25 protein-coding genes are annotated in these 25,032 nt (G+C 32.8%); 11 read left to right on the top strand and 14 right to left on the bottom strand.

Annotation, left to right across the window (positions count from 1 at the left end; all coding sequences use genetic code 11):
• Positions 1-47: 47 nt before the first annotated feature.
• The 4 genes from B2741_RS11585 to B2741_RS11570 all read right to left on the bottom strand — a co-directional run bounded on the left by B2741_RS11585 (position 48) and on the right by B2741_RS11570 (position 4,766).
• Positions 48-2,531 carry a DUF5686 family protein gene (locus tag B2741_RS11585; RefSeq protein ID WP_291139009.1) on the bottom strand — a complete coding sequence of 828 codons (2,484 nt, stop codon included), beginning with the start codon at positions 2,529-2,531 and terminating at the stop codon, positions 48-50.
• Positions 2,532-2,602: 71 nt separating this feature from the next.
• Entirely contained in the window at positions 2,603-3,166 is a 564-nt protein-coding gene (gene frr, locus B2741_RS11580; RefSeq protein ID WP_133608651.1) for a ribosome recycling factor, read from the bottom strand.
• Between the two features lie 43 nt (positions 3,167-3,209).
• Positions 3,210-3,917: a UMP kinase gene (gene pyrH, locus B2741_RS11575; protein ID WP_133608649.1), complete on the bottom strand. Its 708-nt coding sequence runs from the start codon at positions 3,915-3,917 to the stop codon at positions 3,210-3,212.
• 66 nt (positions 3,918-3,983) lie between these two features.
• Positions 3,984-4,766: a patatin-like phospholipase family protein gene (locus tag B2741_RS11570; RefSeq protein ID WP_291139006.1), complete on the bottom strand. Its 783-nt coding sequence runs from the start codon at positions 4,764-4,766 to the stop codon at positions 3,984-3,986.
• A 64-nt stretch (positions 4,767-4,830) separates the two neighbouring features.
• Between B2741_RS11570 and B2741_RS11565 the strand changes: the two genes are divergently transcribed.
• Complete coding sequence (locus B2741_RS11565) at positions 4,831-5,436, top strand: thioredoxin family protein (RefSeq protein ID WP_291139004.1); 606 nt, start codon at positions 4,831-4,833, stop codon at positions 5,434-5,436.
• Between the two features lie 77 nt (positions 5,437-5,513).
• Here the strand turns inward: B2741_RS11565 and B2741_RS11560 are convergent, their stop codons facing one another.
• From B2741_RS11560 to B2741_RS11540, 5 genes are read right to left on the bottom strand one after another with little or no spacing between them, the layout of a single operon-like run.
• Positions 5,514-6,134, bottom strand: a complete 621-nt coding sequence (locus B2741_RS11560; RefSeq protein ID WP_291139002.1) for a YiiX/YebB-like N1pC/P60 family cysteine hydrolase — start codon at positions 6,132-6,134, stop codon at positions 5,514-5,516.
• The gene (gene truB / locus B2741_RS11555) at positions 6,124-6,822 is read right to left on the bottom strand and encodes a tRNA pseudouridine(55) synthase TruB (RefSeq protein ID WP_291139000.1); all 699 of its coding nucleotides are present in this window, start codon (positions 6,820-6,822) and stop codon (positions 6,124-6,126) included. The genes B2741_RS11560 and truB overlap by 11 nt, the downstream gene beginning before the upstream one ends.
• Positions 6,822-7,607, bottom strand: coding sequence for an undecaprenyl-diphosphate phosphatase (locus B2741_RS11550; protein WP_291138998.1), 786 nt, complete (start codon positions 7,605-7,607; stop codon positions 6,822-6,824). The genes truB and B2741_RS11550 overlap by 1 nt, the downstream gene beginning before the upstream one ends.
• A 6-nt stretch (positions 7,608-7,613) precedes the next feature.
• A complete protein-coding gene (locus tag B2741_RS11545) occupies positions 7,614-7,856 on the bottom strand; it encodes a DUF3098 domain-containing protein (RefSeq protein WP_291138996.1) in 243 nt (80 codons plus the stop codon).
• Positions 7,857-7,907: 51 nt separating this feature from the next.
• The gene (locus B2741_RS11540; protein WP_291138994.1) at positions 7,908-8,783 is read right to left on the bottom strand and encodes a cell division protein FtsX; all 876 of its coding nucleotides are present in this window, start codon (positions 8,781-8,783) and stop codon (positions 7,908-7,910) included.
• Positions 8,784-8,899: 116 nt separating this feature from the next.
• Here B2741_RS11540 and B2741_RS11535 point away from each other — a divergent pair, with 116 nt between their 5' ends.
• The 5 genes from B2741_RS11535 (at position 8,900) to B2741_RS11515 (ending at position 15,192) form a co-directional block, all read left to right on the top strand.
• Positions 8,900-10,555: a WG repeat-containing protein gene (locus tag B2741_RS11535; protein ID WP_291138992.1), complete on the top strand. Its 1,656-nt coding sequence runs from the start codon at positions 8,900-8,902 to the stop codon at positions 10,553-10,555.
• A 72-nt stretch (positions 10,556-10,627) separates the two neighbouring features.
• The gene (gene leuS / locus B2741_RS11530) at positions 10,628-13,501 is read left to right on the top strand and encodes a leucine--tRNA ligase (RefSeq protein WP_291138990.1); all 2,874 of its coding nucleotides are present in this window, start codon (positions 10,628-10,630) and stop codon (positions 13,499-13,501) included.
• A gap of 280 nt (positions 13,502-13,781) precedes the next feature.
• Positions 13,782-14,210, top strand: a complete 429-nt coding sequence (locus B2741_RS11525) for a hypothetical protein (protein ID WP_290819856.1) — start codon at positions 13,782-13,784, stop codon at positions 14,208-14,210.
• Between the two features lies 1 nt (position 14,211).
• The gene (locus tag B2741_RS11520; protein ID WP_291138988.1) at positions 14,212-14,397 is read left to right on the top strand and encodes a hypothetical protein; all 186 of its coding nucleotides are present in this window, start codon (positions 14,212-14,214) and stop codon (positions 14,395-14,397) included.
• Positions 14,398-14,496: 99 nt separating this feature from the next.
• Positions 14,497-15,192, top strand: a complete 696-nt coding sequence (locus tag B2741_RS11515) for a zinc metallopeptidase (protein WP_291138986.1) — start codon at positions 14,497-14,499, stop codon at positions 15,190-15,192.
• A 62-nt stretch (positions 15,193-15,254) separates the two neighbouring features.
• Here the strand turns inward: B2741_RS11515 and B2741_RS11510 are convergent, their stop codons facing one another.
• Both B2741_RS11510 and B2741_RS11505 read right to left on the bottom strand, forming a co-directional pair.
• Positions 15,255-15,725, bottom strand: a complete 471-nt coding sequence (locus B2741_RS11510) for an Lrp/AsnC family transcriptional regulator (RefSeq protein ID WP_153201224.1) — start codon at positions 15,723-15,725, stop codon at positions 15,255-15,257.
• Positions 15,726-16,042: 317 nt separating this feature from the next.
• A complete protein-coding gene (locus B2741_RS11505) occupies positions 16,043-17,413 on the bottom strand; it encodes a saccharopine dehydrogenase family protein (protein ID WP_291138984.1) in 1,371 nt (456 codons plus the stop codon).
• 126 nt (positions 17,414-17,539) lie between these two features.
• Between B2741_RS11505 and B2741_RS11500 the strand changes: the two genes are divergently transcribed.
• Together B2741_RS11500 and pckA are read left to right on the top strand one after the other, a co-directional pair.
• Entirely contained in the window at positions 17,540-17,926 is a 387-nt protein-coding gene (locus tag B2741_RS11500) for a DUF423 domain-containing protein (protein WP_291138982.1), read from the top strand.
• 71 nt (positions 17,927-17,997) lie between these two features.
• On the top strand, positions 17,998-19,623 hold the full coding sequence (gene pckA, locus B2741_RS11495) for a phosphoenolpyruvate carboxykinase (ATP) (RefSeq protein WP_291138981.1): 1,626 nt from the start codon (positions 17,998-18,000) through the stop codon (positions 19,621-19,623).
• 115 nt (positions 19,624-19,738) lie between these two features.
• On the opposite strand, the gene B2741_RS11490 is transcribed toward pckA, so the two are convergent.
• Positions 19,739-20,488 carry a uroporphyrinogen-III synthase gene (locus B2741_RS11490; protein ID WP_291139144.1) on the bottom strand — a complete coding sequence of 250 codons (750 nt, stop codon included), beginning with the start codon at positions 20,486-20,488 and terminating at the stop codon, positions 19,739-19,741.
• A gap of 17 nt (positions 20,489-20,505) precedes the next feature.
• A complete protein-coding gene (locus tag B2741_RS11485) occupies positions 20,506-21,171 on the bottom strand; it encodes a DUF4271 domain-containing protein (protein ID WP_291138979.1) in 666 nt (221 codons plus the stop codon).
• A gap of 106 nt (positions 21,172-21,277) precedes the next feature.
• Between B2741_RS11485 and B2741_RS11480 the strand changes: the two genes are divergently transcribed.
• The 3 genes from B2741_RS11480 to B2741_RS11470 are packed head-to-tail and all read left to right on the top strand — an operon-like array spanning position 21,278 to position 23,726.
• Positions 21,278-22,000: a polyprenol monophosphomannose synthase gene (locus tag B2741_RS11480; RefSeq protein WP_291138977.1), complete on the top strand. Its 723-nt coding sequence runs from the start codon at positions 21,278-21,280 to the stop codon at positions 21,998-22,000.
• Positions 22,000-23,346 (top strand): dihydroorotase, encoded by a 1,347-nt coding sequence (locus B2741_RS11475; protein WP_291138975.1) that lies wholly within the window; start codon positions 22,000-22,002, stop codon positions 23,344-23,346. Before B2741_RS11480 ends, B2741_RS11475 begins: the two co-directional genes overlap by 1 nt.
• Positions 23,346-23,726: a DUF4296 domain-containing protein gene (locus tag B2741_RS11470; protein ID WP_291138973.1), complete on the top strand. Its 381-nt coding sequence runs from the start codon at positions 23,346-23,348 to the stop codon at positions 23,724-23,726. Before B2741_RS11475 ends, B2741_RS11470 begins: the two co-directional genes overlap by 1 nt.
• Here the strand turns inward: B2741_RS11470 and B2741_RS11465 are convergent.
• Positions 23,707-24,699 (bottom strand): NAD-dependent epimerase/dehydratase family protein, encoded by a 993-nt coding sequence (locus B2741_RS11465; protein WP_291138971.1) that lies wholly within the window; start codon positions 24,697-24,699, stop codon positions 23,707-23,709. The genes B2741_RS11470 and B2741_RS11465 overlap by 20 nt on opposite strands.
• Positions 24,700-25,032 lie beyond the last annotated feature (333 nt).

Here is a 25,032-nt window from a genome sequence, read left to right as displayed (position 1 = left end):
AAATCTTGGTTAATTTATTGGTTTTGAAGGTAACAATTAAGTTAAATTTAAAGTCCTAAATCCAAATAGTAAGAAACTTTAATGGCAATGTTGTCATCAAAATTGGCTAATTGGTAAGGACCATATCTGTAAAATGCCACTAAACCAATTCCTTTGTAGATTTTATTACATTCTACACCACTTTCAAAAAAGCCATCTTCCATAGTGTTGTAGCTGATACCAAGATGTTGATTGTTGTCTTTGTTTGAACCAAATGCCATTCGTGTAACAACTGTAAATTCGGGATTAATTTTATAGCCTAAACGGATTTTGTTGAAAGTATGTTTTAGTTGCAATGATGCATATTGATTAGAGAAAAACTCATTAAAATACATAGTTTCAAAACTGTTTTTTCCAGCAAAAGTTACACGTTGTAGAATAGCGTCACGATTCAAATTATTCGGAACAATACTATATAAATGAGTAATTGGCACATCGCCAAAAGCAATTCCTGTTTGCAATAAAATAGAACTTTTTTGACCTGATAAATAAGGCAATTCATAAAACGTTTTGAAATCTATTTTTGAGAAGACAAAATCATTTTCTAACACATCTGGTAATGTTTGAGTAAGTTGAAGCGAAAATTTTGGGTGTCTTTTTTCATATTCAATTTTTCCCATTGGTGTTTGCATGTAATTGCTAAATGGATTCCATTGGAATGCTAACTGCACTGTACTAATAGTATAATCGGTATACGATTTTCCATCATTTACAAAAGTATAATCAAAAAGAGGTTGAATTTGATTGTGAGAAACCCCAAAATAACTGGATGTTTTAGGTAAAAACTTACTTTCTACAAAAACCGAACTCATTCTATTGTTGTAAAACGTAGAAATATTAATTGGTCGAGGATCATAAATTTTAAATCTACGAGAATCAGTGATAAAATTGGTTTGTGCAATCTCGCTAATATCATCTGAATAAGATGCACTTACCCATGTTTCAGAGTTTGAATGCGCTAAATAGGAAGGTGTAATTCCGTATTTGAATTCGTCATCTTTAAATCCGTAGGCGCCATAAAAAGCAACTTTATATTTTTCTGATAATTTTGAATTGGTAACCGCACCAACACCTAATCTAAAACCTTCAAAATTATTATATTTTACAATACTTCGTAAGTCTATGTCAAAAATTGAAACTGGAAAATAGCCATTAATAATTTTTCTTCCTAAAAACACTTTGTGTTCTATTTTTTCAGAAAGTGATAAACTATCAATTGATGTGTAAGTTCTGAGTTTTCGTTTATCTAAAGTGTCTTTTTTAAACGCATTCCAATAATTGTTTTCTTGTTTTAAGCTCGATTGTGGAACTTCAATTTTTACTCTGGGTTTAGAAATGGTAATTGGTTTATTGATTTCAATATCAAAAGGCGTCGATTCTATTGAAATATAGGCTTGGTCGGTTGCGTTTTTGCTTTCGGTTAAATCTAAATCGGAACTGAATTTTATAGTACCTCCTAAAATTTTAATATCGTCTTGATTGTTTCCTTTTGAAACTTTAAATTTTCTATTTTTTGGAAACCAAATATCAGTATCTTTTCTGTAGTCAAAGGTATAAGTGGCATTGATATTTACTACACCATAGATACGAAAATACGCTTTTGCAATTGCATAATTTTGAGTGTCAATATAAAGCAGTCCTCTTAAACGATTTGCATTTAGTTTTTTGGGTTCAAAGTAAATTCGGTAGGCACTTCTGCCATCTATTTTTACAGTGTCAATTAATTTGTAGTTGTACAGTTTTCGTCCAAAATTTGAAATTGGATTTTGCACCGGAATTTCTAAAATTTCAAACGGATTTTCATAAACTGAATAGGAGATAAGTTTTAAACCTAAATATTCATAAACCGGTTGTTCAAAACCAGCCATTCGAGTGGCTAAAACCGTTTCCTTGTTTTGAAATTGATTGTGCTGAATTAAATTAACTTTTTCTGTTTGATACAAATGTTGTTTTTCAGAAAACTTCTTGAATTTATAATTCGTTGAATCTAATTTCATTAAAGGTTTTCTTAAAAAACGTTTTTTATAAATAGTATCAATTTTTGAAGAAATACTATCTGGGTTTGCCGTTACTTGAAGGTATTCGTAGTTTTTATATTGAAAACTCGATAATCCTTTTTCAGGATCATTTGATTTTCGGTTTTCAATTACTTTTTTGATGATATTGTTAACGTCGTTTTCAGTATAAATTTCGGCTTTTTTTTCGTTTAAATCGTTTACCAACTTAATCGTAATATTGACAACCTTTGTTTCTGGATAGGTTATTTTTTCATAATAGCCTTTAAAATTGACTTTTATTGGTAATTTAAAATCATTCACATTAACAGAGAATTTTCCTTCCCAGTCAGCATTGAATTTGGTATTGTTATACGTAATAGTAGCAAAAGCAATAGGTACTTTTGTATCAAAGTCGATAATTTGTCCTTTTATTTTGGTTTGTGCTACTAAACTGTTGGTGATAATAAAGCACAAAAAAAGCCAAAAATATTTCATGTAAGTAATTTCAAGTATTTCTACAAATATATTCAAAATAAAAAATCCCGAGTGTTAATCGGGACTTAAATTTATACTTTCATGATTTCAGCTTCTTTAACAGCTAAAAGTTCGTCTATTTTCTTGATGAAAGAATCAGTTAGCTTCTGAACATCTTCTTCTGCTTTTTTGCAAATGTCTTCTGCAGTTCCGTCTTTTTCTTCTTTTTTGATATCAGAATTAGCATCTTTTCTGTGGTTTCTGATACCAATTTTTGCATCTTCAGCTTCAGATTTTGCTTGTTTTACCAAGTCGCGTCTTCTTTCTTCAGTTAATGCTGGAATATTGATGATAATGTTATCTCCGTTGTTCATTGGGTTTAACCCTAAATTAGCAATCATAATTGCTTTTTCAATAGGATGTAACATGTTTTTTTCCCAAGGCGTAACCGTTAAGGTACGAGCATCAGGAGCATTAATGTTAGCAACTTGCGACAATGGCGTTTGAGAACCATAATAATCAACAAAAACACCACCTAACATTTGAGGCGAAGCTTTTCCAGCTCTAATGTTTAAAAATTCTTTTTCTAAATGCGCAACAGAACCTACCATAGCTTCTTTTGCACTGTCTAAAATAAAGTTAATTTCTTCTGTCATCTTTCTAATTTTTACTTTGTACTTCTAGTTTTGTACTTCGTATTTATATTGTTACCGTTGTTCCGATAGTTTCTCCTTCGCACACTTTTAATAAATTACCATCTTTATTCATATCGAATACAATAATAGGTAATTTATTTTCTTGACTTAATGTAAAAGCAGTTGTGTCCATTACATTTAATCCTTTTGCTAATACATCTTCAAACGAAATAAAGTCAAATTTTACTGCATCAGCATTTTTTTCTGGGTCAGAAGTGTAAACACCATCTACACGAGTTCCTTTTAAAATTACGTCAGCACCCACTTCAATTCCTCTTAAAACTGCTGCTGTATCTGTTGTAAAATAAGGATTTCCTGTTCCTGCACCAAAAATTACGATTCTTCCTTTTTCTAAATGACGCGTTGCTCTTCTTTTAATGTATGGTTCAGCAATTGCTTCAATTTTTAAAGCCGTTTGTAAACGCGTTTGCATTCCAGCTTCTTCTAAAGCGCCTTGTAAAGCCATTCCATTGATAACTGTTGCTAACATTCCCATGTAATCACCTTGCACTCTATCCATTCCGTTACTTGCACCAGCCACACCTCTAAAAATGTTTCCACCACCAATAACGATAGCGATTTCTACACCTTTATCGTGAATTTGTTTTATCTCTTCAGCGTACTCAGCTAAGCGTTGTGGGTCAATTCCATATTGTCTATCACCCATTAAAGCTTCACCGCTTAATTTTAGAAGAATTCTTTTGTACTTCATTGTGTTGTATTATTTGTGGTGCAAATATAGTTAAATAGCTTTTTTCTAAAAAAAATGTTTTAACATTTATGTTGCTAAATTTTCAAATGCTTTTTTTGCTTCGTTGTAACCCGTTTTAAAAATTAAATCCATCTTGGCTTTATTGGTTTCAAAAGTACTAAAGTTAGTCAATTCTTTAGGTTCGATGATTAAATCGCAATGATTAAATTTTTGAAGATTTGAATTGGCAGTCAATAGTTCTAATGCTCTATACGTTACAGATTTGATTGAATTTAAGTTTTTGGCCTCAATATTTTGAACAGGACTAACATAAACGCCAATAATTGAATCGCATTTTCCTTGTAATAAATCGGCTGGAAAATGATTCAAAATACCGCCATCACTATATAATTTTTCTTTAATGGTATAAGGCGAAATCATTCCAGGAACTGCAGTTGAAGCCAAAACAGCATCAACAATTTTAGTTTCGGGACTAAATATTTTCAATTTTCCTTTTACCATATCGGTTGCGGTGATATAAGTTGGAATTTTTAAATCACCAAGTGTAGTAGTTTCTCCAAAAATTTCTTCAAAATATTTTTTGAATGATTCCGAATCTACAATTCCAGGTTTTTTAAACGTAAAATGTTTCCAGTGAAAAAAGTAAATCGACTTGAAAAAATCTAGAATCTCTTCTGGTTTTTTTCCAAAAGCATACATAGTTCCTACAATTGCCCCTGCGCTTGAGCCTGAAATACAACAAGGCTCTATGCCTTTTTCAATTAAAAATTTCAGTACGCCAGCATGAGCAATTCCTTTAGAACCACCACCAGAAAGCGCTAATCCGATTGATTTTGAAGTTAAATCCATATGTAACAATTCTTACATTTAATTTCCAAAATTAGACTTAAATTTGCCAAATAAAGTTAATAAGATGAAAAATACCATACAACAAACGTTACTAAATAGTTTTTCTTATTCAGAGTATAGAAAAAAGGTTACTGAATTGATTGCTGAAGGAAAATCAACTGGACACGAACAATCGAATGATTTATTTCATTATTCTGAATTGAATGAAGCCCGAATGAATCGTTTAGAAAAAACCATTGCAATTGTTGATGAAGTAAAAGCCAAATTAGAAAATTTAGATAAAAAATATATTTGGTTAGTTTTAGCAGAAGGTTGGTGCGGTGATGCTGCGCAAATTGTTCCTGTGATTCATAAAATGGCGGATGTTACAGATAAGGTGGAGTTAAAAATTGCTTTGCGCGATGATAACGATGCTTTAATGCAGCATTTTTTAACGAATGGAGGAAAAGCAATTCCAAAATTAATCGTTTTAGATGCAGAAACGTTAGAAGTTGTTTTAGATTGGGGACCACGACCTCATGGCGCCAAACAATTGATTTTAGAGTACAAAGCTGCTCACGGTGTTGTAGATGAAGCGGCTAAAATTGAATTGCAAAAATGGTATTTACACGATAAAGGAATTTCAATTCAGAATGAAATTGTGGAAATGCATGAGCAAATTTTAAGTTGATTTTTTTTTGGAACACAGATTATAGAAATTTAGGTAATTTTTAAAATTTCTTCAATCTGTGTTTCTGTACTGAAAAATCATTCAATTGTTCCAATAATTTTTAATTTATCAGAAGTGGAAATTCCGCCAGGGTTACAACCTAGTTGCCCCTCAGGGATTTCCATTTTTAGTTTTTCATAATAGTCAGCCCAAACTTCAAAATACTCATTTGATTTTGGCGATTTGAAAGTCATTGGGTACAAATCAAATAAAGGTTTTTTGTACGAATGCAAAAATGCGTCATAAATTAATTCCGAACAATAATATTTTCCGTTGTCATATAAATATTCATCATCATAAGGAACGCCAACTTGTTGTAAAGAAAAAGTAATGGCTTCTGGAATATATTTTCGGTATTTGTTTTTCAGTCTTCCTACAAACATTGCTTCTGTGGTGTAGGTCTTAAAGGTTTCGTATGGAGTTACTTTCACTGCTTTTCCTGCGGCTTCAATTACGAAAACAGAATCATTTTTAATATATACCATTCCTAAATGACTAAAATCTTTTCCTTGATAACCTTCGGTAACTTCGTTAATTGCTTCGCAAAGTGGTCCGCAATTCATCGATTGAAATAAAATATCCCCTGTTTTTAGTTTTACATTTTGCGAAAAACTAAATTGGAATAAAAGTAATAATAGAAGGAATGTTTTATTTTTCATCTTCTTGCAATTGTGCAAAATCGTCAGGGGTAATCGCATTCTCAACTGAATAATCACCGATTTTTGTTCTACGAAGAGCTGTCAAATGTCCACCTGATTGTAACGCTAATCCAAAATCATAAGCTAACGAACGAATGTATGTTCCTTTACTACATTTTACTCTAAAATCGACTTCTGGTAATTGAATTCGAGTGATTTCAAATTCGTGTATGGTAGTTTTTCTCGATGGAATTTCAACTTCCTCACCTGCGCGCGCGTGTTCGTACAAACGTTTTCCATCTTTTTTAATAGCAGAAAAAACAGGTGGTTTCTGGTCGATTTCGCCAATAAACTGTTTTGTGGTTTCTAAAATTAAAGCTTCTGTAATATGTTCCGTTGGAAAAGTGGCATTGACTTCAGTTTCTAAATCGTATGATGGAGTAGTAGCGCCAACCACAATAGTTCCAGTATATTCTTTAGCTTGTGCCTGAATTTCAGTAATGCTTTTGGTGAATTTCCCTGTACAAATAATTAATAAACCAGTTGCTAACGGATCTAATGTTCCGGCGTGACCGATTTTAAATTTCTTTGGTAAATCGTATTTGCGTTTTAAAATGTATTTCAATTTGTTCACCGCTTGAAACGATGACCATTTCAAGGGTTTGTCAATTAAAAGGACTTTTCCTGCTAAAATTTCTTCGGCATTCATTAGATAATAGTTAATTTTTGTACGAAGAAATGAATAAGTAGAATTGCAACTCCGGCAACGATTCGATAATAACCAAAAATTTTAAACCCGTGTTTGGTTAAAAATCCGATGAATGATTTTATAGCGATTAAGGCCACAATAAATCCGACTACATTTCCAATAATTAATAAATTAATTTGGTCGTCTGAAAGTACAAAGCCATCTTTATAATAATCGTATGATTTTTTCAAAGTGGCTCCTAACATGGTTGGGATAGCTAAGAAAAATGAAAATTCGGCTGCAGTTGTTCTGGATAATTTTTGTGTCATTCCACCAACGATGCTGGCACCACTTCTAGAAACGCCTGGAATCATCGCTAAACATTGGAACAATCCAATTTTAAAAGCGGTTAAATACGAAATTTCTGTTCCTTCCGAATTGCCAAACCATTCGTCAACTTTCAATAATAAAAATCCACCAATAATTAACGAAACCGCTACTGTGATAGGATTTTCTAATAAACCATCAATAAAATCACTCAGCAATAATCCGAAAACTACGGCAGGAATAAAAGCAACAAATAATTTGAAGTAAAAATCAAGCGATTGAAAAAATCGTTTGAAATACAGAACAATTACAGAAAGTATCGTTCCTAACTGAATTACAATCGTGAAAAGTTTGGTAAAATCGTCTTGCGCAATACCAAAAAATGAAGAAGCAATAATCATGTGACCTGTTGATGAAACAGGTAAAAATTCGGTTATTCCTTCAATAATGGCAAGAATAATGGCTTGTAAAACATCCATAAAGTATTACTTCTTCGGATTTTTTAAAATCGAATAAATCGTAATCCCGAATCCAATTAAAACTACGGTTGGAGCCAAACGAATTCTTCTGAAACTGAATAATTCTTCACCATTAAAAACATTTGGATCTTCGCTGCCACCACCGCTCATTAGGATAAATCCAAGTGCAATTACAGCTAATCCAACTAAAAGAATTTTATAATTTACTTTATCAAAAAGAAATTCAGGTTTGTTATTTTCGTTGTTCATAATTTTTTTATTTAATTCTAAAATCGCAAATCGTTAATCATCAATCTTGCATTAATACAAATCGTCTGTTTTTAAATTCAAGAAACGTTGTGTAGCAAAAAATGTACTAATTGAAGTAATTACGATTCCAACTACTAACACTCCTAAAATTACGATTGCAATAGAAACGTAATCTTTTGCAATGCCTAAACTAGGGAATAAACCATCTACATAAAACACTAAAGCCAATAAAGCAATAATTGCCAATCCAGAACCAATTAATCCTAATTTAATACTTCTCCAAATAAATGGTTTTCTAATGAATGATTTCGTCGCACCCACCATTTGCATCGTTTTAATAGTAAATCGGTGTGAATAAACAGAAAGACGTAACGAACTATTGATTAATAACATTGCTACAATAGTTAAAATTCCGCTGATGATTAAAATCCAAAAGCTAATTTTTGTCACGTTATTGTTTACCATGTCTACCAATTCTTTATCGTAGATAATTTCTGAAACCATTTCGTTTTTACGAATGTTACGCTCAATTTTCTTAATACTATCTGCAATTACATAATCACCTTTTAAGTGAATGTCAAATGAATTTTGTAATGGATTAAAGCCTAAGAATTCCATAAAATCTTCACCTACAATATCCACATTATTCTTTGCTGCACTGTCTTTGTGAACAAAAGCGTAGTCTTTAATGAATTTTGCGTTTTTTAATTCCGTATCAAAATTACTGATGACCGAATCATTAGCATCGTTATTAAAGAAAACCGTCATAGGAATGTTTTCTTTAAAATCATTAGTTATCTTTTTTGAATTAATTACAAAAAGTCCTAAAGCTCCTAAAAGGAATAATACTAAAAAGATACTTAAAACTACCGAAAAGTAGGACGAGATTAAACGTCGCTTGTTGTAATTTTCAAAAGATGATGCCATAAAATTCTATTTAAGCCGTAAAAATAGTAAAGAAATTTTGTTTACATAGAATATAACAACAAAGTTTTAACTTTAGTATTTATTATCTGTAAATTTGAAGCTTTAAATTCATAAAAATGGCACTAAAATTTAAGATTTCGGCACTTTTATTCTTTTTTGCACTAACATTAGTGGCACAAGAAAATATTTTTCCTTACCGAGAAGGCAATTTATGGGGATTGTGTGATGAAAAAGCAACGGTTTTGGTAGCTCCAAAATACGATGCCATAAAAAAAGAAAGAGGGAAAGGCGCTACTTTTTTTCAAGCTTCTTTAGGAAATAATTCGGGAGTTTACATAGGTTCAAAAAATGTAATTCCAGTTGAATTTCAAGATTTGCTTTATGTGTCAAGTAATTTAATAATTGCTATTAAAAAATCAGCAAACAAAAAAGAAGCGCAATATTTATATAATACTAATGGCGAGTTGTTAATCAGTAAACCGCTTTCTTTTTTAAAAGGATTTAAAGGGAATGACAAGCGTTATGATAGTAGTTTCATAATTGGTTTTTATATAAAGGATTTAGAAGGAAAAGAGTCGTTAGTAAATCTAGATTATTACAATGACAACAAATTAAGTTATGTAATAAAAGATGTTTTTTCTATAGAATTAGATAATAAAAAATCGAAAGAAGAATTAGCAATTGCCTACGTAAAACAAACAGCTACGAGTGGTGTTGAAACTAAATATTTTAAAGTAGAGGGAAGTAAAATCATTCTTTTAGATGTTGAAAAAGACAGTCAGTATATTCAAGAAAATACGGGAGTTAAAAGAAAAAAAGACAGCTACAATGAGTATGATAATAATGTAGCAGTTCCCGATATGGGAAGTGAAATGGTGGTTGAGGAACCAAGAGGTTATTCAGGAACTGGCTCAGGAAGTGGAGAAGGAGCAGGAAGGGGAAATGCAACCAGAAAAAAGCCAAAAGGAACTTCTTACTACAAATATGCTTTAATAGAAAATCAAATTGAAGTTGAGGTTTCAAATAACGTTACTAAAAATAAAAAGGCTATAAAATTTCCAATTAAAGCTGATAAAATAGAAGTTTTCAAAACAAAAGGAGTTCTAACAGACGATAAATCGAATGCTGATACCATACAAACCTATTTCAATTATATTATTTATCAAAAGAAAAATAAATTCGGTTTAGTCTACCAATTTCCATTTCAAAAAAGTGTTGAATATGATTTCCTAGAGCCTATGAAATCTGAAAGAAAATATGATCCAAGCGGTAAAAATTATTTCAAAGTTGGGGTGTTGGATAAAAAAACCAAAACCATGAAATATGGTATTATCGATGTCAATCATACTTTTATTTTGCCTGCCGAATATGACGATATTAAAATGGGATATACCATAACATCATCATTTAAAGAACAAGTGTTTTTAGTAAAGAAAAACAACTTGTTTGGATTAGTTTCTGAAACGAAAGAGTTCAAATTGCCTCTCGAGTTTGATGATATTAAATTCAATCCAGAAAATCAAAGTTTCTTGAGGGTAAAAAAAGGGAATCAACATTCGGCTTACATTAGTTATTACAGTAATTCGGATTATGTATTGACGTTACTTCCTGTGTATTATCCGTATCCTGTTAGAGAAATTCGCTACACTATTAGTAGTGGTAAAAAAGGGATTTCCTTATTAGAAGCAATAGAATATGTCGCATTAGAAGACGAAAACGGAAACTTCAAAGGCTACGCTAATCCAAACGGAACACTATATTTTAAAGATTAGTTTTATAGAAGTTTTATAAAACGTATTTTTGCACCTTTATTTTTCGGATAAAACCGATAACAGAAAACTGACATGAAATATTTCCACGAAAAAATCGAAGCCAAATGGCAACAATATTGGGCAGAAAACCAAACTTTTGCTGCAAGTAATACCTCAGAAAAACCAAAATACTATGTATTAGACATGTTTCCTTATCCTTCTGGAGCGGGCTTACACGTTGGGCATCCACTAGGTTACATTGCTTCCGATATTGTCGCAAGATATAAAAGACATCAAGGGTTTAATGTATTGCATCCACAAGGGTACGATTCATTTGGTTTGCCAGCCGAACAATATGCGATTCAAACGGGTCAACATCCAGCAGATACGACTCGCATGAATATTGAAGGTGGTGTAGATAAATCAGGAAATACGATTCAAGGCTACAGAAATCAGTTAGATAGAATTGGTTTTTCTTTCGATTGGAGTCGTGAAGTGCGTACTTCAAATCCCGATTATTACAAGCATACACAATGGATTTTCATTCAATTATTCGAATCTTGGTACAATAAAAATTCGGATAAAGCAGAAAGCATTTGTACGTTAATTCAAGAATTTGAGAAAAACGGAAATGCCAATGTAAATGCGGTTTGTGATGATAACATTGCGCCATTTTCAGCAGAAGATTGGAAATCATTCTCCTCAGAAGAACAACAAAAAATACTTTTACAATACAGATTAACCTATTTAGCCGAAACAGAAGTAAACTGGTGCGCGGCTTTAGGAACCGTTTTAGCGAATGACGAAATTGTAAACGGCGTTTCAGAGCGTGGTGGACATCCTGTAGTTCGTAAGAAAATGACACAATGGAGCATGCGAATTTCTGCTTACGCGGAAAGACTATTACAAGGTTTAAACGAAATCGATTGGAGCGAATCGATCAAAGAATCTCAAAGAAACTGGATTGGAAAATCAGTTGGAGCAATGGTTTCATTCAAAGTTCTTCCAGCTTCCAGCACCCAGCTTCCAGCAACAATTGAAGTTTTCACAACACGACCTGATACTATTTTCGGAGTTACATTTATGACACTTGCTCCAGAACACGATTTGGTTGCACAAATTACAACTCCAGAACAAAAAGCAGCAGTTGAAGCCTATGTAGAAGCAACTGCAAAACGTTCAGAACGTGAAAGAATGGCAGATGTAAAGACCATTTCAGGCGTTTTCACAGGTGCTTATGCAGAACATCCTTTTACAAAAGAACCTATTCCAGTTTGGATTGGCGATTACGTGTTAGCAGGTTACGGAACGGGTGCGGTTATGGCGGTTCCTTGTGGGGATGAGCGTGATTATGCTTTCGCGAATTTCTTCAAAGGAACTAATGGAATGCCAGCAATTAAGAATATTTTCAACCAAGATATTTCACAAGCCGCTTTTGGAGAAAAAGGTGGTTTTGAATTGGTAAATTCTGATTTCTTAAACGGATTGGATTATAAAAATGGAACGAAAAAAGCAATTGAAGCTTTAGAACAATTAGGTGCAGGAAATGCGAAAGTAAATTACCGTTTACGTGATGCCGTTTTCTCTCGCCAAAGATATTGGGGCGAACCTTTTCCAGTATATTATGTGAATGGTTTACCACAAATGATTGACAAAAAACACTTGCCAATCGTTTTACCAGAAGTAGAAAAATACTTACCAACCGAAGACGGTCAACCACCATTAGGAAACGCAACGGTTTGGGCATGGGATAGTGTTCAGTGTTCAGTGGTTAGTAATCAGTTAATAGATAACGTGAAAGTTTTCCCGTTAGAGTTGAACACAATGCCAGGTTGGGCAGGTTCTTCTTGGTATTGGATGCGTTATATGGATGCGCATAATACAGAAGAGTTTGCAAATGAAGAAGCGCTTAAATATTGGGAAAGTGTAGATTTATACATTGGCGGAAGCGAGCACGCAACCGGACATTTATTGTATTCTCGTTTTTGGAATAAATTCTTAAAAGACAGAGGTTATGCTCCAACAGAAGAACCATTCAAAAAACTGATTAATCAGGGAATGATTTTGGGAATGAGTGCAATTGTTTATAGGGTTTCTGGAACAAACAAGTATGTTTCTAAAAATCTAAAATCAGAATATGAAACTGAAGAAATTAGAATAGATGTAAATCTTGTAAATGCTTCAGATGAAATTGATTTAGATAAATTAAGAAATTGGATTCCTGAATTCAAAGACGCTGAATTCATTACTGAAAATGGTAAATATTTTGTAGGTCGTGAAGTAGAAAAAATGTCAAAACGTTGGTATAACGTGGTGAATCCAGATGATATTTGTGAAGAATATGGAGCCGATACGTTGCGTTTATACGAAATGTTTTTAGGTCCATTAGAGCAATCTAAACCTTGGAATACAGCAGGAATTACGGGTGTTTCTGGTTTCTTAAAAAAACTATGGAGATTATACTTTGATGATAACGGTTCCGTAATTGTAAACGATGAGCCAACGGCAGAAATGTATAAATCGTTACATAAAACCATCAAAAAAGTAACAGAAGATATTGAGAATTTCTCTTTCAACACATCGGTTTCTCAGTTTATGATTTGCGTAAATGAATTGCAACAATTAAAATGCAATCATAGAGCCATTTTAGAGCCATTAGCGATTTTAGTTTCGCCATATGCACCACATATCGCGGAAGAATTATGGTCTGCTTTAGGTCATGAAGGTTCAATTGCAACTGTTGCTTTCCCAAAATTTGAAGAGAAATATTTAGTTGAATCTGAAAAAGAATATCCAGTTTCTTTCAATGGAAAAATGCGTTTTACCATTAAATTACCATTGGATTTAACCAAAGAGCAAATTCAAGAAATTGTTCTAGCAGATGAAAGAACCATTGCACAATTAGCAGGAAATACACCGAAAAACATTATTATCGTTCCAGGAAAAATTATTAATTTGGTGGGATAATTTTCACCGCATTTTTGTCATGCTGAAAGCATCTCACGCAAACTTTTAGAGACTCTTTCAGAGTGACAAACTTTATGGATATTTTAACCGCAGATTCGCAGATTTTAATCTATGAGTCTGCGGTTTTTTATTTCCCCTCTTTTAGAGGGGTGCCCGAAGGGTGGGGTGTCAAAATGTTTCAAAACGATTCTGATAATCTATGAATCTGCGGTTTTTCTTCTCGTTTTTGTAACATTTTTCATTTTTTACGTATAATAGATAAACTAAAAAACTATTAGAAATGGAAAAAAGAAACATTGGAAAAATAATTGCTGGAGTTGTGGTCATTGGGTTTGTATTTATTGCCGCTTTAATGTTTGGATTACCAAGATATAACGTGTGGCAACAAGAAATGGCAGGAAAAGCAGAAATGGCAAAAGCCGAACAAAATCGTAGAATTTTAGTAGAAGAAGCAAAAGCTAAATTAGAAGCAGAAAAATTAAACGCACAAGCCGAAATTGAACGCGCAAAAGGGATGGCAGAAGCTATGAAATTAGAAAACGGAACTTTAAGCGAAACCTACAACCAATATTTATTCATTAGAACCTTAGAGAAATTAGCTGATAAAGGCGATTTACCACAAATTATCTACGTACCAACCAATGGAATGGTTCCGGTAATGGATGTTTCCAAGAAATCTCCAGTAAAACAAATGCAACAACCAGAATAGTATGAAAAAGCACGAAGTACATATTCTGAAGAAAGGAGCTAGTTTTGGTAGTATGAAAGAAGAATTAGCAAAAGAAGTAGAGCAATTCTTAAATAAGAAAGTAAATGAAGGTTATGAAGTTGTTGATATTTCGTTTACCTATTATGAAGCCTCTGAGTTGATTGCTTTCGTTACGTTAAGCCGTTAGTTTTGGAAATTTTTAACTAATGTCAAATTGTCATTTTGTAACTTTGGCTTGTAATTTGTTATTGATTTTAGTAAATTTAGAAATTAAAATATAAAAGATATGTGGACATATTATATCATGCTTGGAGCGATTGCTCTAGTAAGTTGGTTAGTAAGTAATAAATTGAAGAGCAAGTTTGCTTTTTATTCAAAAGTTACCTTACGTAACGGAATGAGTGGTGCCGAAATTGCAGAAAAAATGTTGCAAGATCACGGAATTACAGATGTAAAGGTAATTTCAACTCCAGGTCAATTAACCGACCATTACAACCCTGCGAACAAAACAGTTAACTTGTCAGAAGCAGTTTATAACCAAAGAAATGCAGCAGCAGCAGCGGTGGCGGCTCACGAATGTGGTCACGCGGTACAACATGCACAAGCTTATGAATGGTTAACAATGCGTTCTAAAATGGTGCCAGTAGTAAACATTTCGTCAAGTATGTCACAGTGGTTGATTATGGGAGGTTTAATTTTAGGCTTTGCTTCAAAATCAAGTATTGGTTTTTATGTAGCTGTGGCAGGATTAATTTTAATGGCAATTGCAACTACTTTTAGTTTTGTAACACTTCCGGTAGAGTACGATGCTAGTAACAGAGCTTTGGCTTGGTTAAAAAACAAAAACATGGTGAGTCAACAAGAATATGCGGGTGCCGAAGATTCATTAAAATGGGCAGCACGTACTTATGTAGTGGCGGCTTTAGGAGCTTTAGCGTCTTTGTTATATTGGGCTTTCCAAATTTTAGGATCGAGAGACTAAACGAATATTTTATAAAATCAAAATCCGTCAGACGCAAGTTTGACGGATTTTTTATTTTGTACTTATAATTGAATTTGCCTTTCTATCTGCTGTTCCAAAGAAATGTACGTTTCTGTTCTTGAAACGCCATCAATGGGTTGGATTTTCTTGTTGAGCAATTGCATCAAATGTTCGTTATCTCTACAAATCAGTTTGATTAAAATGCTCCAATTTCCTGTTGTATAATGACATTCTAAAACTTCTGGAATTTTCTTCAATTCTTTTACTACTTCTGGGTTACTTGAAGCTTTTTCCAGATAAATCCCAATGAAAGCCATTGTGCTATAACCCAAAACTTTCGTATCCACAATAAATTTTGAACCTGAAATAACACCGGCTTGTTCTAATTTTCGCAAACGTTGATGAATTGCAGCACCCGAAATCCCGATTTTATTAGCAATTTGTAAAATAGGTTTACGAGCGTCGTCCATTAAATCACGAAGGATTTCTTTGTCGATTCCGTCGATTTCAATTTGTAAGTGATTTATCTTCATTTTTAACTTATTTGAAAGTAAAAATACAAAATAGATTTCAAAATTGTATTTTTTTATATCGTCCCTACGGGACTTTTCTCACGGAGCTATTATTCGTTACCGATATTCTGTTCCTACTGAACTAGTAAGAGACCACTTAAATGATTTATATATATGGTTCAAAAATAATTTTAAAGCGCCGTTAGGTGCGAAATATTGATAGTTAAACCGTATGGTGATAAAGAAATCCCGTAGGGATGACATTTTGCAGCTCTTCCGAAATAAAAAAAATCCGAAACTAATTACGATTTCGGATTTTTAAAATTTCGAATTGAGGATTAATTTGTCACATTCAATGGATTGTAGCCTAAATAAGGTACTTCAATTTCTTTGAAAATTACGCCATAATCTTCTAGCTCTTTTAATATAGGATTATACACTTCTTTCGTAATTGGTAATTGTACGCCAGGAGTTGTAATTTCTTTGTTTAAGATTTTTAATGTAGCAATAGCGACAGGTAATCCAACTGTTTTTGCCATTGAAGTATAGGTTTGATCATCACCAATGCAAACCATAGTAGCATCAATTTGTTTCTTTTCGCCATTTAATTCGTAACCAAATTTATGATACATGACAATCATGTCTTTGTCATTTGGTTCTAACGCCCATTTTTCGGCTAATATCTTTTCTAAAATTTGAGCTGGAGTTGCTTTTACTAACCCCACTTTTTTGTTTGGATTGAATAAATCGATTTCCACTAATTTGTCCCAAATGATATCATCTTGATCAATTTTTTGTGCATGACGCAATTTGATTTCAACAGTGTCTGTTGGGTGATATGGTAAGAATGAATTCGTAAATTCTCTGTACGTCATGTCTTCCGAGTTGTCAATAGTATAGGAATCGTCAGTCATACCTAATTGTACTAAAATATCCCAAGCTCTTGAATAGCCAACTCTTCTAATCGTTCCTCGGTAACAAGTTAAAGCATCATCTAATCCGTAAACACTTCTGTATTTTAAAGAATCTCTGTTAGCATATGCTTCAAATCTTCCGTAACCTTCTACTTCTAAAAATTCCGTTCTTCTAAATAATTTTGAATACGGAATGTATTTGTATTTTCCTTCTTGAATGAATTTTGCAGCGCCGCCTTGTCCAGCTAAAACTACGTTTCTTGGATTCCAAGTAAATTTATAATTCCATAAATTGGTATCACTTTCTGGAGCAACTAATCCACCACAGAACGATTCAAAAAGGATAATTTCTCCGCCTTTTTCACGAATTTCATCCAATACTTTCATCGCACTCATATGATCGATTCCTGGGTCAAGCCCAATTTCGTTCATAAAAACCAAGCCGTTTTCTTTAGCCGCAGCATCTAATTCCTGCATAGCCGGACTAATGTACGAAGCGGTTACCATGTGTTTTTTGTAGGTAATACAATCTTTGGCAACTTCTAAATGCAAATGCGCAGGAAGCATTGAAACTACAACATCAGCTTTTTGAATTTCTTCTTTTCGTTGCGCTTCATTAAAAATGTCAAAGGCAATGGCTCTGGCATTTTTGTGATTGTTGGTTTTTTGTTTGGCCAATTCTTCCGACAAGTCACCAATAGTAACATGAAGATTTTGTGTTTCGGAATGGTCTAATAAATATTTTATAAGAGAAGAAGCAGAACGACCTGCTCCAATGACTAAAATGTGTCTCATCTTTGGGTGTGTTGTAAAAATATCACACGAAGATAGTAAAATGTTATATTTATGAAAACATTTTGTTGATTTATGTCATAATTTAACATAAAAACTTTTCCTATCTTTGGTCTCAAATTAAGAAAAATGGACAAAAGAATACTATTAGTAGCAGCATTTTTAGGAGTTACAGCCATAATTTTAGGAGCTTTTGGTGCTCATGCATTAAAAAAAGTACATTCGGTGGAGCAATTGGCAACATTTGAGGTAGGAGTGCGTTATCAAATGTATCATGCGTTGTTTCTTCTCTTTGTAGGGACTTTTGCTTTTTTAGGAGAGAAAGAACGTTCGATTATTTTTTATTTAACGATAGTAGGTGTTTTGTTTTTTTCGGGTTCTATTTATCTTTTAGCCACAAATACAATTACAAATTTGAAGACTAAATTTCTAGGACCTATAACGCCAATTGGTGGTTTGTTCTTGGTTTCAGCCTGGGGATACTTATTTTATGCTGTTTTATCTAAAAAACAGTGATTAAAAAACGCTATCTAAAATATAATTTATAATTTTGCACTTTATTAAATACACAACATAACAAACAATTTATGGATACGAATGCGCATATTACGAAATCGATTTCGTTAGAAAAGTACGGAATCGTTAATGTATCAGAAATAATATATAATCCTTCATACGACTATTTATATAATGAAGAATTAAATCCAGCTTTAGAAGGATTTGAAAGAGGACAGTTATCTGAACTTGGTGCTGTTAACGTAATGACAGGTGAGTTTACAGGGCGTTCTCCTAAAGACAAATACATTGTTAAAGATAGCGTTACAGAAAATACCATTTGGTGGAATTCTGACAAAGCAGCTAACGATAACAAACCAATTTCTCAAGACACTTGGAATGCTTTAAAAGAAACTACGGTAAAGCAATTATCAAACAAAAAATTATACGTTGTTGACGCTTTTTGTGGTGCAAACGAAAATACAAGATTGAAAGTTCGTTTCATTATGGAAGTAGCATGGCAAGCACATTTTGTGAAAAACATGTTCATCCGTCCTACTGAAGCAGAATTAGAAAACTTTGGTGAGCCAGATTTCATTGTAATGAATGGTTCAAAAACAAGTTTCAAAGATTACGCAGCTCACGGATTAAACTCTGAAGTATATGTAGCGTTCAACTTAACTGAGAAAATCCAATTAATTGGTGGAACTTGGTACGGTGGTGAAATGAAAAAAGGATTGTTCTCTATGATGAACTATTACTTACCACTTCAAGGAATTGCTTCTATGCACTGTTCAGCTAACAAAGGAAAAGATGGAGATGTTGCTGTTTTCTTCGGATTATCAGGAACAGGAAAAACTACGTTGTCAACCGATCCAAAACGTGAATTAATCGGAGACGACGAACACGGATGGGATAATGATGGTGTTTTCAACTTTGAAGGTGGATGTTATGCTAAAACTATCGATTTAAGTGCAGCAAACGAACCAGATATTTTCGGAGCAATCAAAAAAGACGCGTTATTAGAAAACGTAACTGTTGATGCTAACGGAAAAATTGATTTTAAAGATGGTTCTGTTACTCAAAATACACGTGTTTCTTATCCAATTAATCATATTGAAAATATTGTAAGACCAGTTTCTAAAGCGGGTCATGCTACTAAAGTTATTTTCTTAACGGCAGATGCATTCGGAGTAATGCCTCCGGTTTCTAAATTAACTCCAGAGCAAACAAAATATTACTTCTTATCAGGATTTACAGCTAAATTAGCAGGAACAGAAAGAGGTGTGACTCAACCAGAACCAACATTTTCAGCTTGTTTCGGAAAAGCATTCTTATCATTACACCCAACAAAATACGGTGAGGAATTAGTTAAGAAAATGGAGCAACACAATGCTACAGCTTATATGGTAAACACAGGCTGGAACGGAACAGGAAAACGTATTTCAATTAAAGATACTCGTGCAATTATAGATGCTATTTTAGATGGTTCTATCGAAAAAGCAGAAACAAAATCAGTTCCAGTATTTAATTTTGTAGTACCTACTGCTTTACCAAATGTAGATACTAACATTTTAGATCCAAGAAATACCTATGCTGATGCTGCTGAATGGAATACTAAAGCAGAAGATTTAGCTTCAAGATTCATCAAAAACTTCGTTCAGTATACCGATAACGAAGAAGGAAAATCTTTAGTAGCAGCTGGTCCTCAATTGTAATCTAAGAAATTTATATAAAAAAGTCCCGAAATTTTCGGGACTTTTTTATTGGTTTAAACTCAAGAAAAAACCCAAATTCGAAAGAATTTGGGTTTTCTATATATTGAAAAAATAATTATTTTCCTTTGTTTGCTTCAGCAATATATTTTTCTAAAGCTCCAGTCATTGATGGTGTTCCAGGGCTTGGCGCCATAATATCTACTCGTAAACCGTGTTCTAAGGCTTCTTTTTGAGTAGTACTTCCAAAAACAGCAATACGCGTATTGTTTTGTTTGAAATCTGGAAAGTTTTTGAACAACGATTTAATTCCTGTTGGGCTAAAGAAAGCCAAAACGTCGTAATAAACGTCTTTTAAATCTGTTAAATCACTCATTACGGTTCTATAAAAAGTTCCTTTTGTCCAATCTACTTTTAGACCATCTAGTGTAGGTGGTACATCAGCATTTAACTGATCGGAAGAAGGTAATAAGAATTTCTCGTCTTTATATTTTTTAATAAGTGGAGACAAATCTACAAAGTCTTTTTGACCCACATATATCTTTCTTTTTCTATACACTACATAACGTTGTAAGTAGAAAGCAACCGCTTCAGACTGACAGAAATATTTTAAATCTTCTGGCACTTTGTAGCGCATTTCTTCTGCTACTCTGAAAAAATGATCTACAGAGTTTCTACTCGTTAATATGATGGCAGTATAGTTATTTAAATCGATTTTTTGAGCGCGAACTTCTTTAGCAGGAACACCTTCTACGTGAATGAATGGTCTGAAATCTATTTTAACTTTCAGTTTATTTTGAAGCTCAAAATAAGGAGAATTTTCTACTTTAGGCTCTGGTTGTGAAACTAATATTGTTTTCACTTTCAAATTTGACATATTTCTCTCTAATTTTTTGTAAACCAATTATAAATAAAATAGTAAGGTGCTATTTCAAGGGTGCAAAGATATAAAATAAAATAAAATATTTTACGTAATAGTAAATTTTGATATAATTTCAATGCAACCAAGTAAGTAGTGATGTTTATAGTGATTAGAATAATCAATAATGTCCAAAAGAACCAATCAGCATTTAATGAATTGTAGAATAAGATGATATTTACGGGTAACAAAATAAATCCGAAATAAGCTCTATAATTCACTTTTAGCAAGTTAAATTGTTCGTTAAATTCTTCAATTTTAAAAGCAGTTGCTATAATTTTCTCAATTAAAAATTTCGAAAGGATAAAAACAGTTAAAAAGGTAAAAACTTGGATGTAAACAATTAAGTCGGTTTTTTCAGCTCTATCAAATTGATTTAATACTAATAAAGTAAAGAATGAAAACGAAATCAGTTGTAGTACAAACATTGAAATGGTAAAACCACTCATTAAGTTACTACTGTCGCGGTAAATTTTGGTGTATTTATCTGAATAAGCCAATCGAACAAATTCATTAAAACGAACCGAAGAGATGGTTTTGTTAATTGCAATTATGGCCACGCAAATAACAAACAAGATGGTTGCCCAGTCTTTGCTTTCAATAATTCGGTCGTGTAATTGAATTGCTAACATATTGGCGCAAAATTACAAAAAATACTGTCATATTCATTATTATAAAATTATTAAGAATTGTCTACTAGAAATAGCTTATTTTTGCACTTAAAATACACGATTTTTTATGGCTCAGGGTATTGTTATAATTCCAACTTTTAACGAAATTGAAAATATTGAAGCAATCATAAAGGCTGTTTTTGCTTTGCAAACGCCATTTGATGTTTTAATAGTAGACGACAATTCTCCTGACGGAACGGCTGCAAAAGTGAAAGAAATGCAACAAGAATTTCCTTCACAATTGCATTTGAAAGTACGAACGAAAAAATCGGGTTTAGGAACAGCTTATGTGGCAGGTTTTAAATGGGCACTTTCTCATGGATATGATTATATTTTTGAAATGGATGCCGATTTTTCCCACAACCCTAATGATTTAGAAAAATTATTAGTGGCTTGCGAAAATGGTGCAGATGTAGCTATTGGTTCAAGATATTCAAACGGAGTAAATGTGGTGAATTGGCCTTTAAGCCGAGTTTTGTTATCCTATTTTGCTTCTGTTTACGTTCGAATGATTACTGGTATGAAAATTGCTGACGCTACTGCAGGGTTCAAATGCTACAGAAGAATTGTTTTAGAAACGATTAACCTTGATAGAATAAAGTTTGTAGGTTATGCGTTTCAAATAGAAATGAAATACCGTGCTTTTGTCAATAAGTTTAAAATTGTAGAAGTTCCAATAATTTTTACAGATAGAACAAAAGGACAGTCTAAAATGAGCGGTGGAATTATTCGTGAAGCTGTAGTGGGAGTGATAATGTTGAGATTACGTAAAATATTTAATAGATTATAATGAGTTGTTTTTTAATTAGAAATGCCAAGATTGTAAACGAAGGAGCTGTTTTTGAAGGTGATATATTGATTGAAAATGAATTCATAAAAGAAATTGCACCTCAAATTAGTCCAAAATCGTCCGACTGTGTTATTATTGATGCAGAAGGAAGTTATGTAATGCCAGGAGCTATTGATGATCAAGTGCATTTTAGAGAACCAGGACTTACGCATAAAGGAACTATCGAAACAGAAAGTAGAGCAGCAGTTGCTGGAGGAATTACTTCGTTTATTGAACAGCCAAATACGGTTCCAAATGCGGTTACTCAAGAACTTTTAGAAGATAAATATCAAATTGCCTCAAAAACATCGTATGCGAATTATTCGTTTATGATGGGAGGAACGAATGATAATTTGGAAGAAGTTTTAAAAACCAATCCAAGAAACGTAGCCGGAATTAAATTGTTTTTAGGCTCATCTACAGGAAACATGTTGGTAGATAATCCTGAAGTTTTAGAAAAGATTTTTTCATCAACTAAGATGTTAATTGCGGTTCATTGTGAAGATGAAGCTACTATTAAAGCCAATACCCAAAAATACAAAGAAGAATATGGCGATGATATTCCAATGAAATACCATCACTTAATTCGTAGTGCTGAAGCTTGTTATTTGTCTTCATCAAAAGCAATTGAATTAGCTAAGAAAACAGGTGCGCGTTTACACGTATTTCATTTGTCAACAGCAAAAGAAATGGACTTGTTTACTAATAAAATTCCTTTAGAACAAAAGCAAATTACAGCAGAAGTATGTATCCATCATTTATGGTTTACCGATGCTGATTATGATGCCAAAGGTTCTTTAATTAAATGGAATCCTGCTGTCAAAACACAAGCAGATAAAGATGCTTTGTGGAAAGCGCTATTAGATGACAGAATTGATGTAATTGCAACTGATCATGCTCCTCATACTTTAGAAGAAAAATGTAATCCTTATTTGACGTGTCCTTCTGGAGGTCCATTGGTTCAGCATGCTGTTGTGGCTATGTTTGAAGCGCATCACCAAGGAAAAATTTCGATAGAAAAAATTGTTGAGAAAATGTGTCACAATCCAGCAAAAATTTTCAAAATCGAGAAGCGTGGATTTATTAAAGAAGGTTATTATGCAGACATTGCAATTGTAAACGCTTATTTACCTTGGAATGTTAAAAAAGAAAATATTATCGCAAAATGTGGTTGGTCTCCTTTTGAAGGGTATAATTTTAAATCACGTATAACACATACTTTTGTTAACGGAAAATTAGTTTATCATAATGGTAAAGTAAAAGAAGCAAAAGCAGGACAACGTTTATTATTTGAAAGAGAAGTGTAATGAAACAAATACTATTTTTATTACTAGGTTTATTGTTGTTTTCGTGTTCTAAGAATCCGGTTCCAAAACCTGATAATTTATTAGACGAGGAAGTAATGGTGGATATCATTTACGATATTTCAATTCTACAAGCAACAGATGGTTCTATGCCATATAAGTTGACAGATCACAATATTAAAATGGATCAATATATTTTTGAAAAATATAAAATTGACAGCATTACTTATCGTGAAAACCAACGCTATTATGCTGCTGACGCAAGAAAATATAAAAAAATCTATAAAAAAGTAATAGAAAGATTTGAGAAAGAAAATACAGCAAGCACTCAGGGCATAAACAATGAAACTAGTGTTGGAGTTCCTAGCTCTGCTGTAGAATAGTTTTTAAATAACTTTCTTTTTTCTGAAAAGTAAAATTAAGTTCTTTTTCCATTTTTGAAGTGTCAAAAGTGGTTACAGAATGTGATGAAGTTGCAGTACTTCTAGCTAACTTTCTTTTGCGATTCAATAATTTCGAAATCAACCAATCCATTCGCCAAGCTATAGAAGTCATTAATTTAGTTGCTTCTATTGAAGGTTTTTTCAATTTCAATTCTTCTGCGATAAAATCGAGTAATGCTTTTGTGGAGATGTTTTCACCAACTAAAGTATAACGTTCTCCGTTATTGTTGCTTTTCATTAATTGTATCATACTTTTTACGACATCATTAACCGAAACAATTCCAACGTTACCTTTCGTATAAAACGATAATCCTTTTTTTACGGATTGGATAATTACATCACTACCTTTTTTCGGGAAACCGTAACCAAAAATCACACCTGGATTCACAATCACAACTTCTAAACCTTCTTGATGTCCACGGAAGACTTCCATTTCGGCACCGTATTTCGTAATGGCGTAATCGCTGTGTAATTCTTCAGGATTCCATTCGGTTTCTTCTGTGATAGTAGTTTCGTGTTCTTTCGGATTTCCTAAAGCAGCAATCGAACTTACATGGCAAAGTTTTTTTACACCAAAATCAATACAACAATTTACTACGTTAGCAGTTCCTTCTATATTGATTTTTCTAAGCTCGTCTTCATCACTTGGGTCAAACGAAATCAAAGCAGCACAATGATACACATGTGTTACCTTTTCAAAAGCAATTTCCAAAGATGGAATATCTGTAATATCGCCTTTTAACCAATTGATTTTATCAAAAAGGGCAGTTTGATGATGAAAAGTAAAAACATTCTTTACTTTTTCAATTTGTTTTTCAGAACGAAATAGCGCTTTTACCTCCTCATTTTCTTGAAGAAGTTTAACCAATAAATGCGAACCTACTAAACCTGTTGCTCCTGTGACTAAAATCATGTTGTAAATATAATATTTTTTACTGGATGCTGGAAGAATTGATTTTAAGTTGAACCTTCCTCTTGAATGTAATTTTTAAGCCTACTTTAGTCATTTTTCCGAAACAGGAAACTCCTAGAAATAGGCTTATCTTTAAGCGAAGTAAAAATAATTGTTTCTTGTCTTTGTCCTTGAATTTTGAATAAAACTTTTAAACTTTTAAACTAAAAACTATCTTTGCTCAAATTATTATAAAATCATGAAAAATTTTATTGAAGAAGTGACTTGGAGAGGAATGCTCCACGACGTAATGCCAGGCACCGAAGAACATTTGATGGAGCAGATGCGTGTGGC

Origin of the sequence: Flavobacterium sp. UBA7663 (genome assembly GCF_002483315.1) — a bacterium.
In the GTDB taxonomy this organism is placed as follows: Bacteria; Bacteroidota; Bacteroidia; order Flavobacteriales; family Flavobacteriaceae; genus Flavobacterium.
The sequence above is the reverse complement of the archived record's forward strand: the minus strand, read 5'-3'. Positions and strand labels throughout refer to the sequence as shown.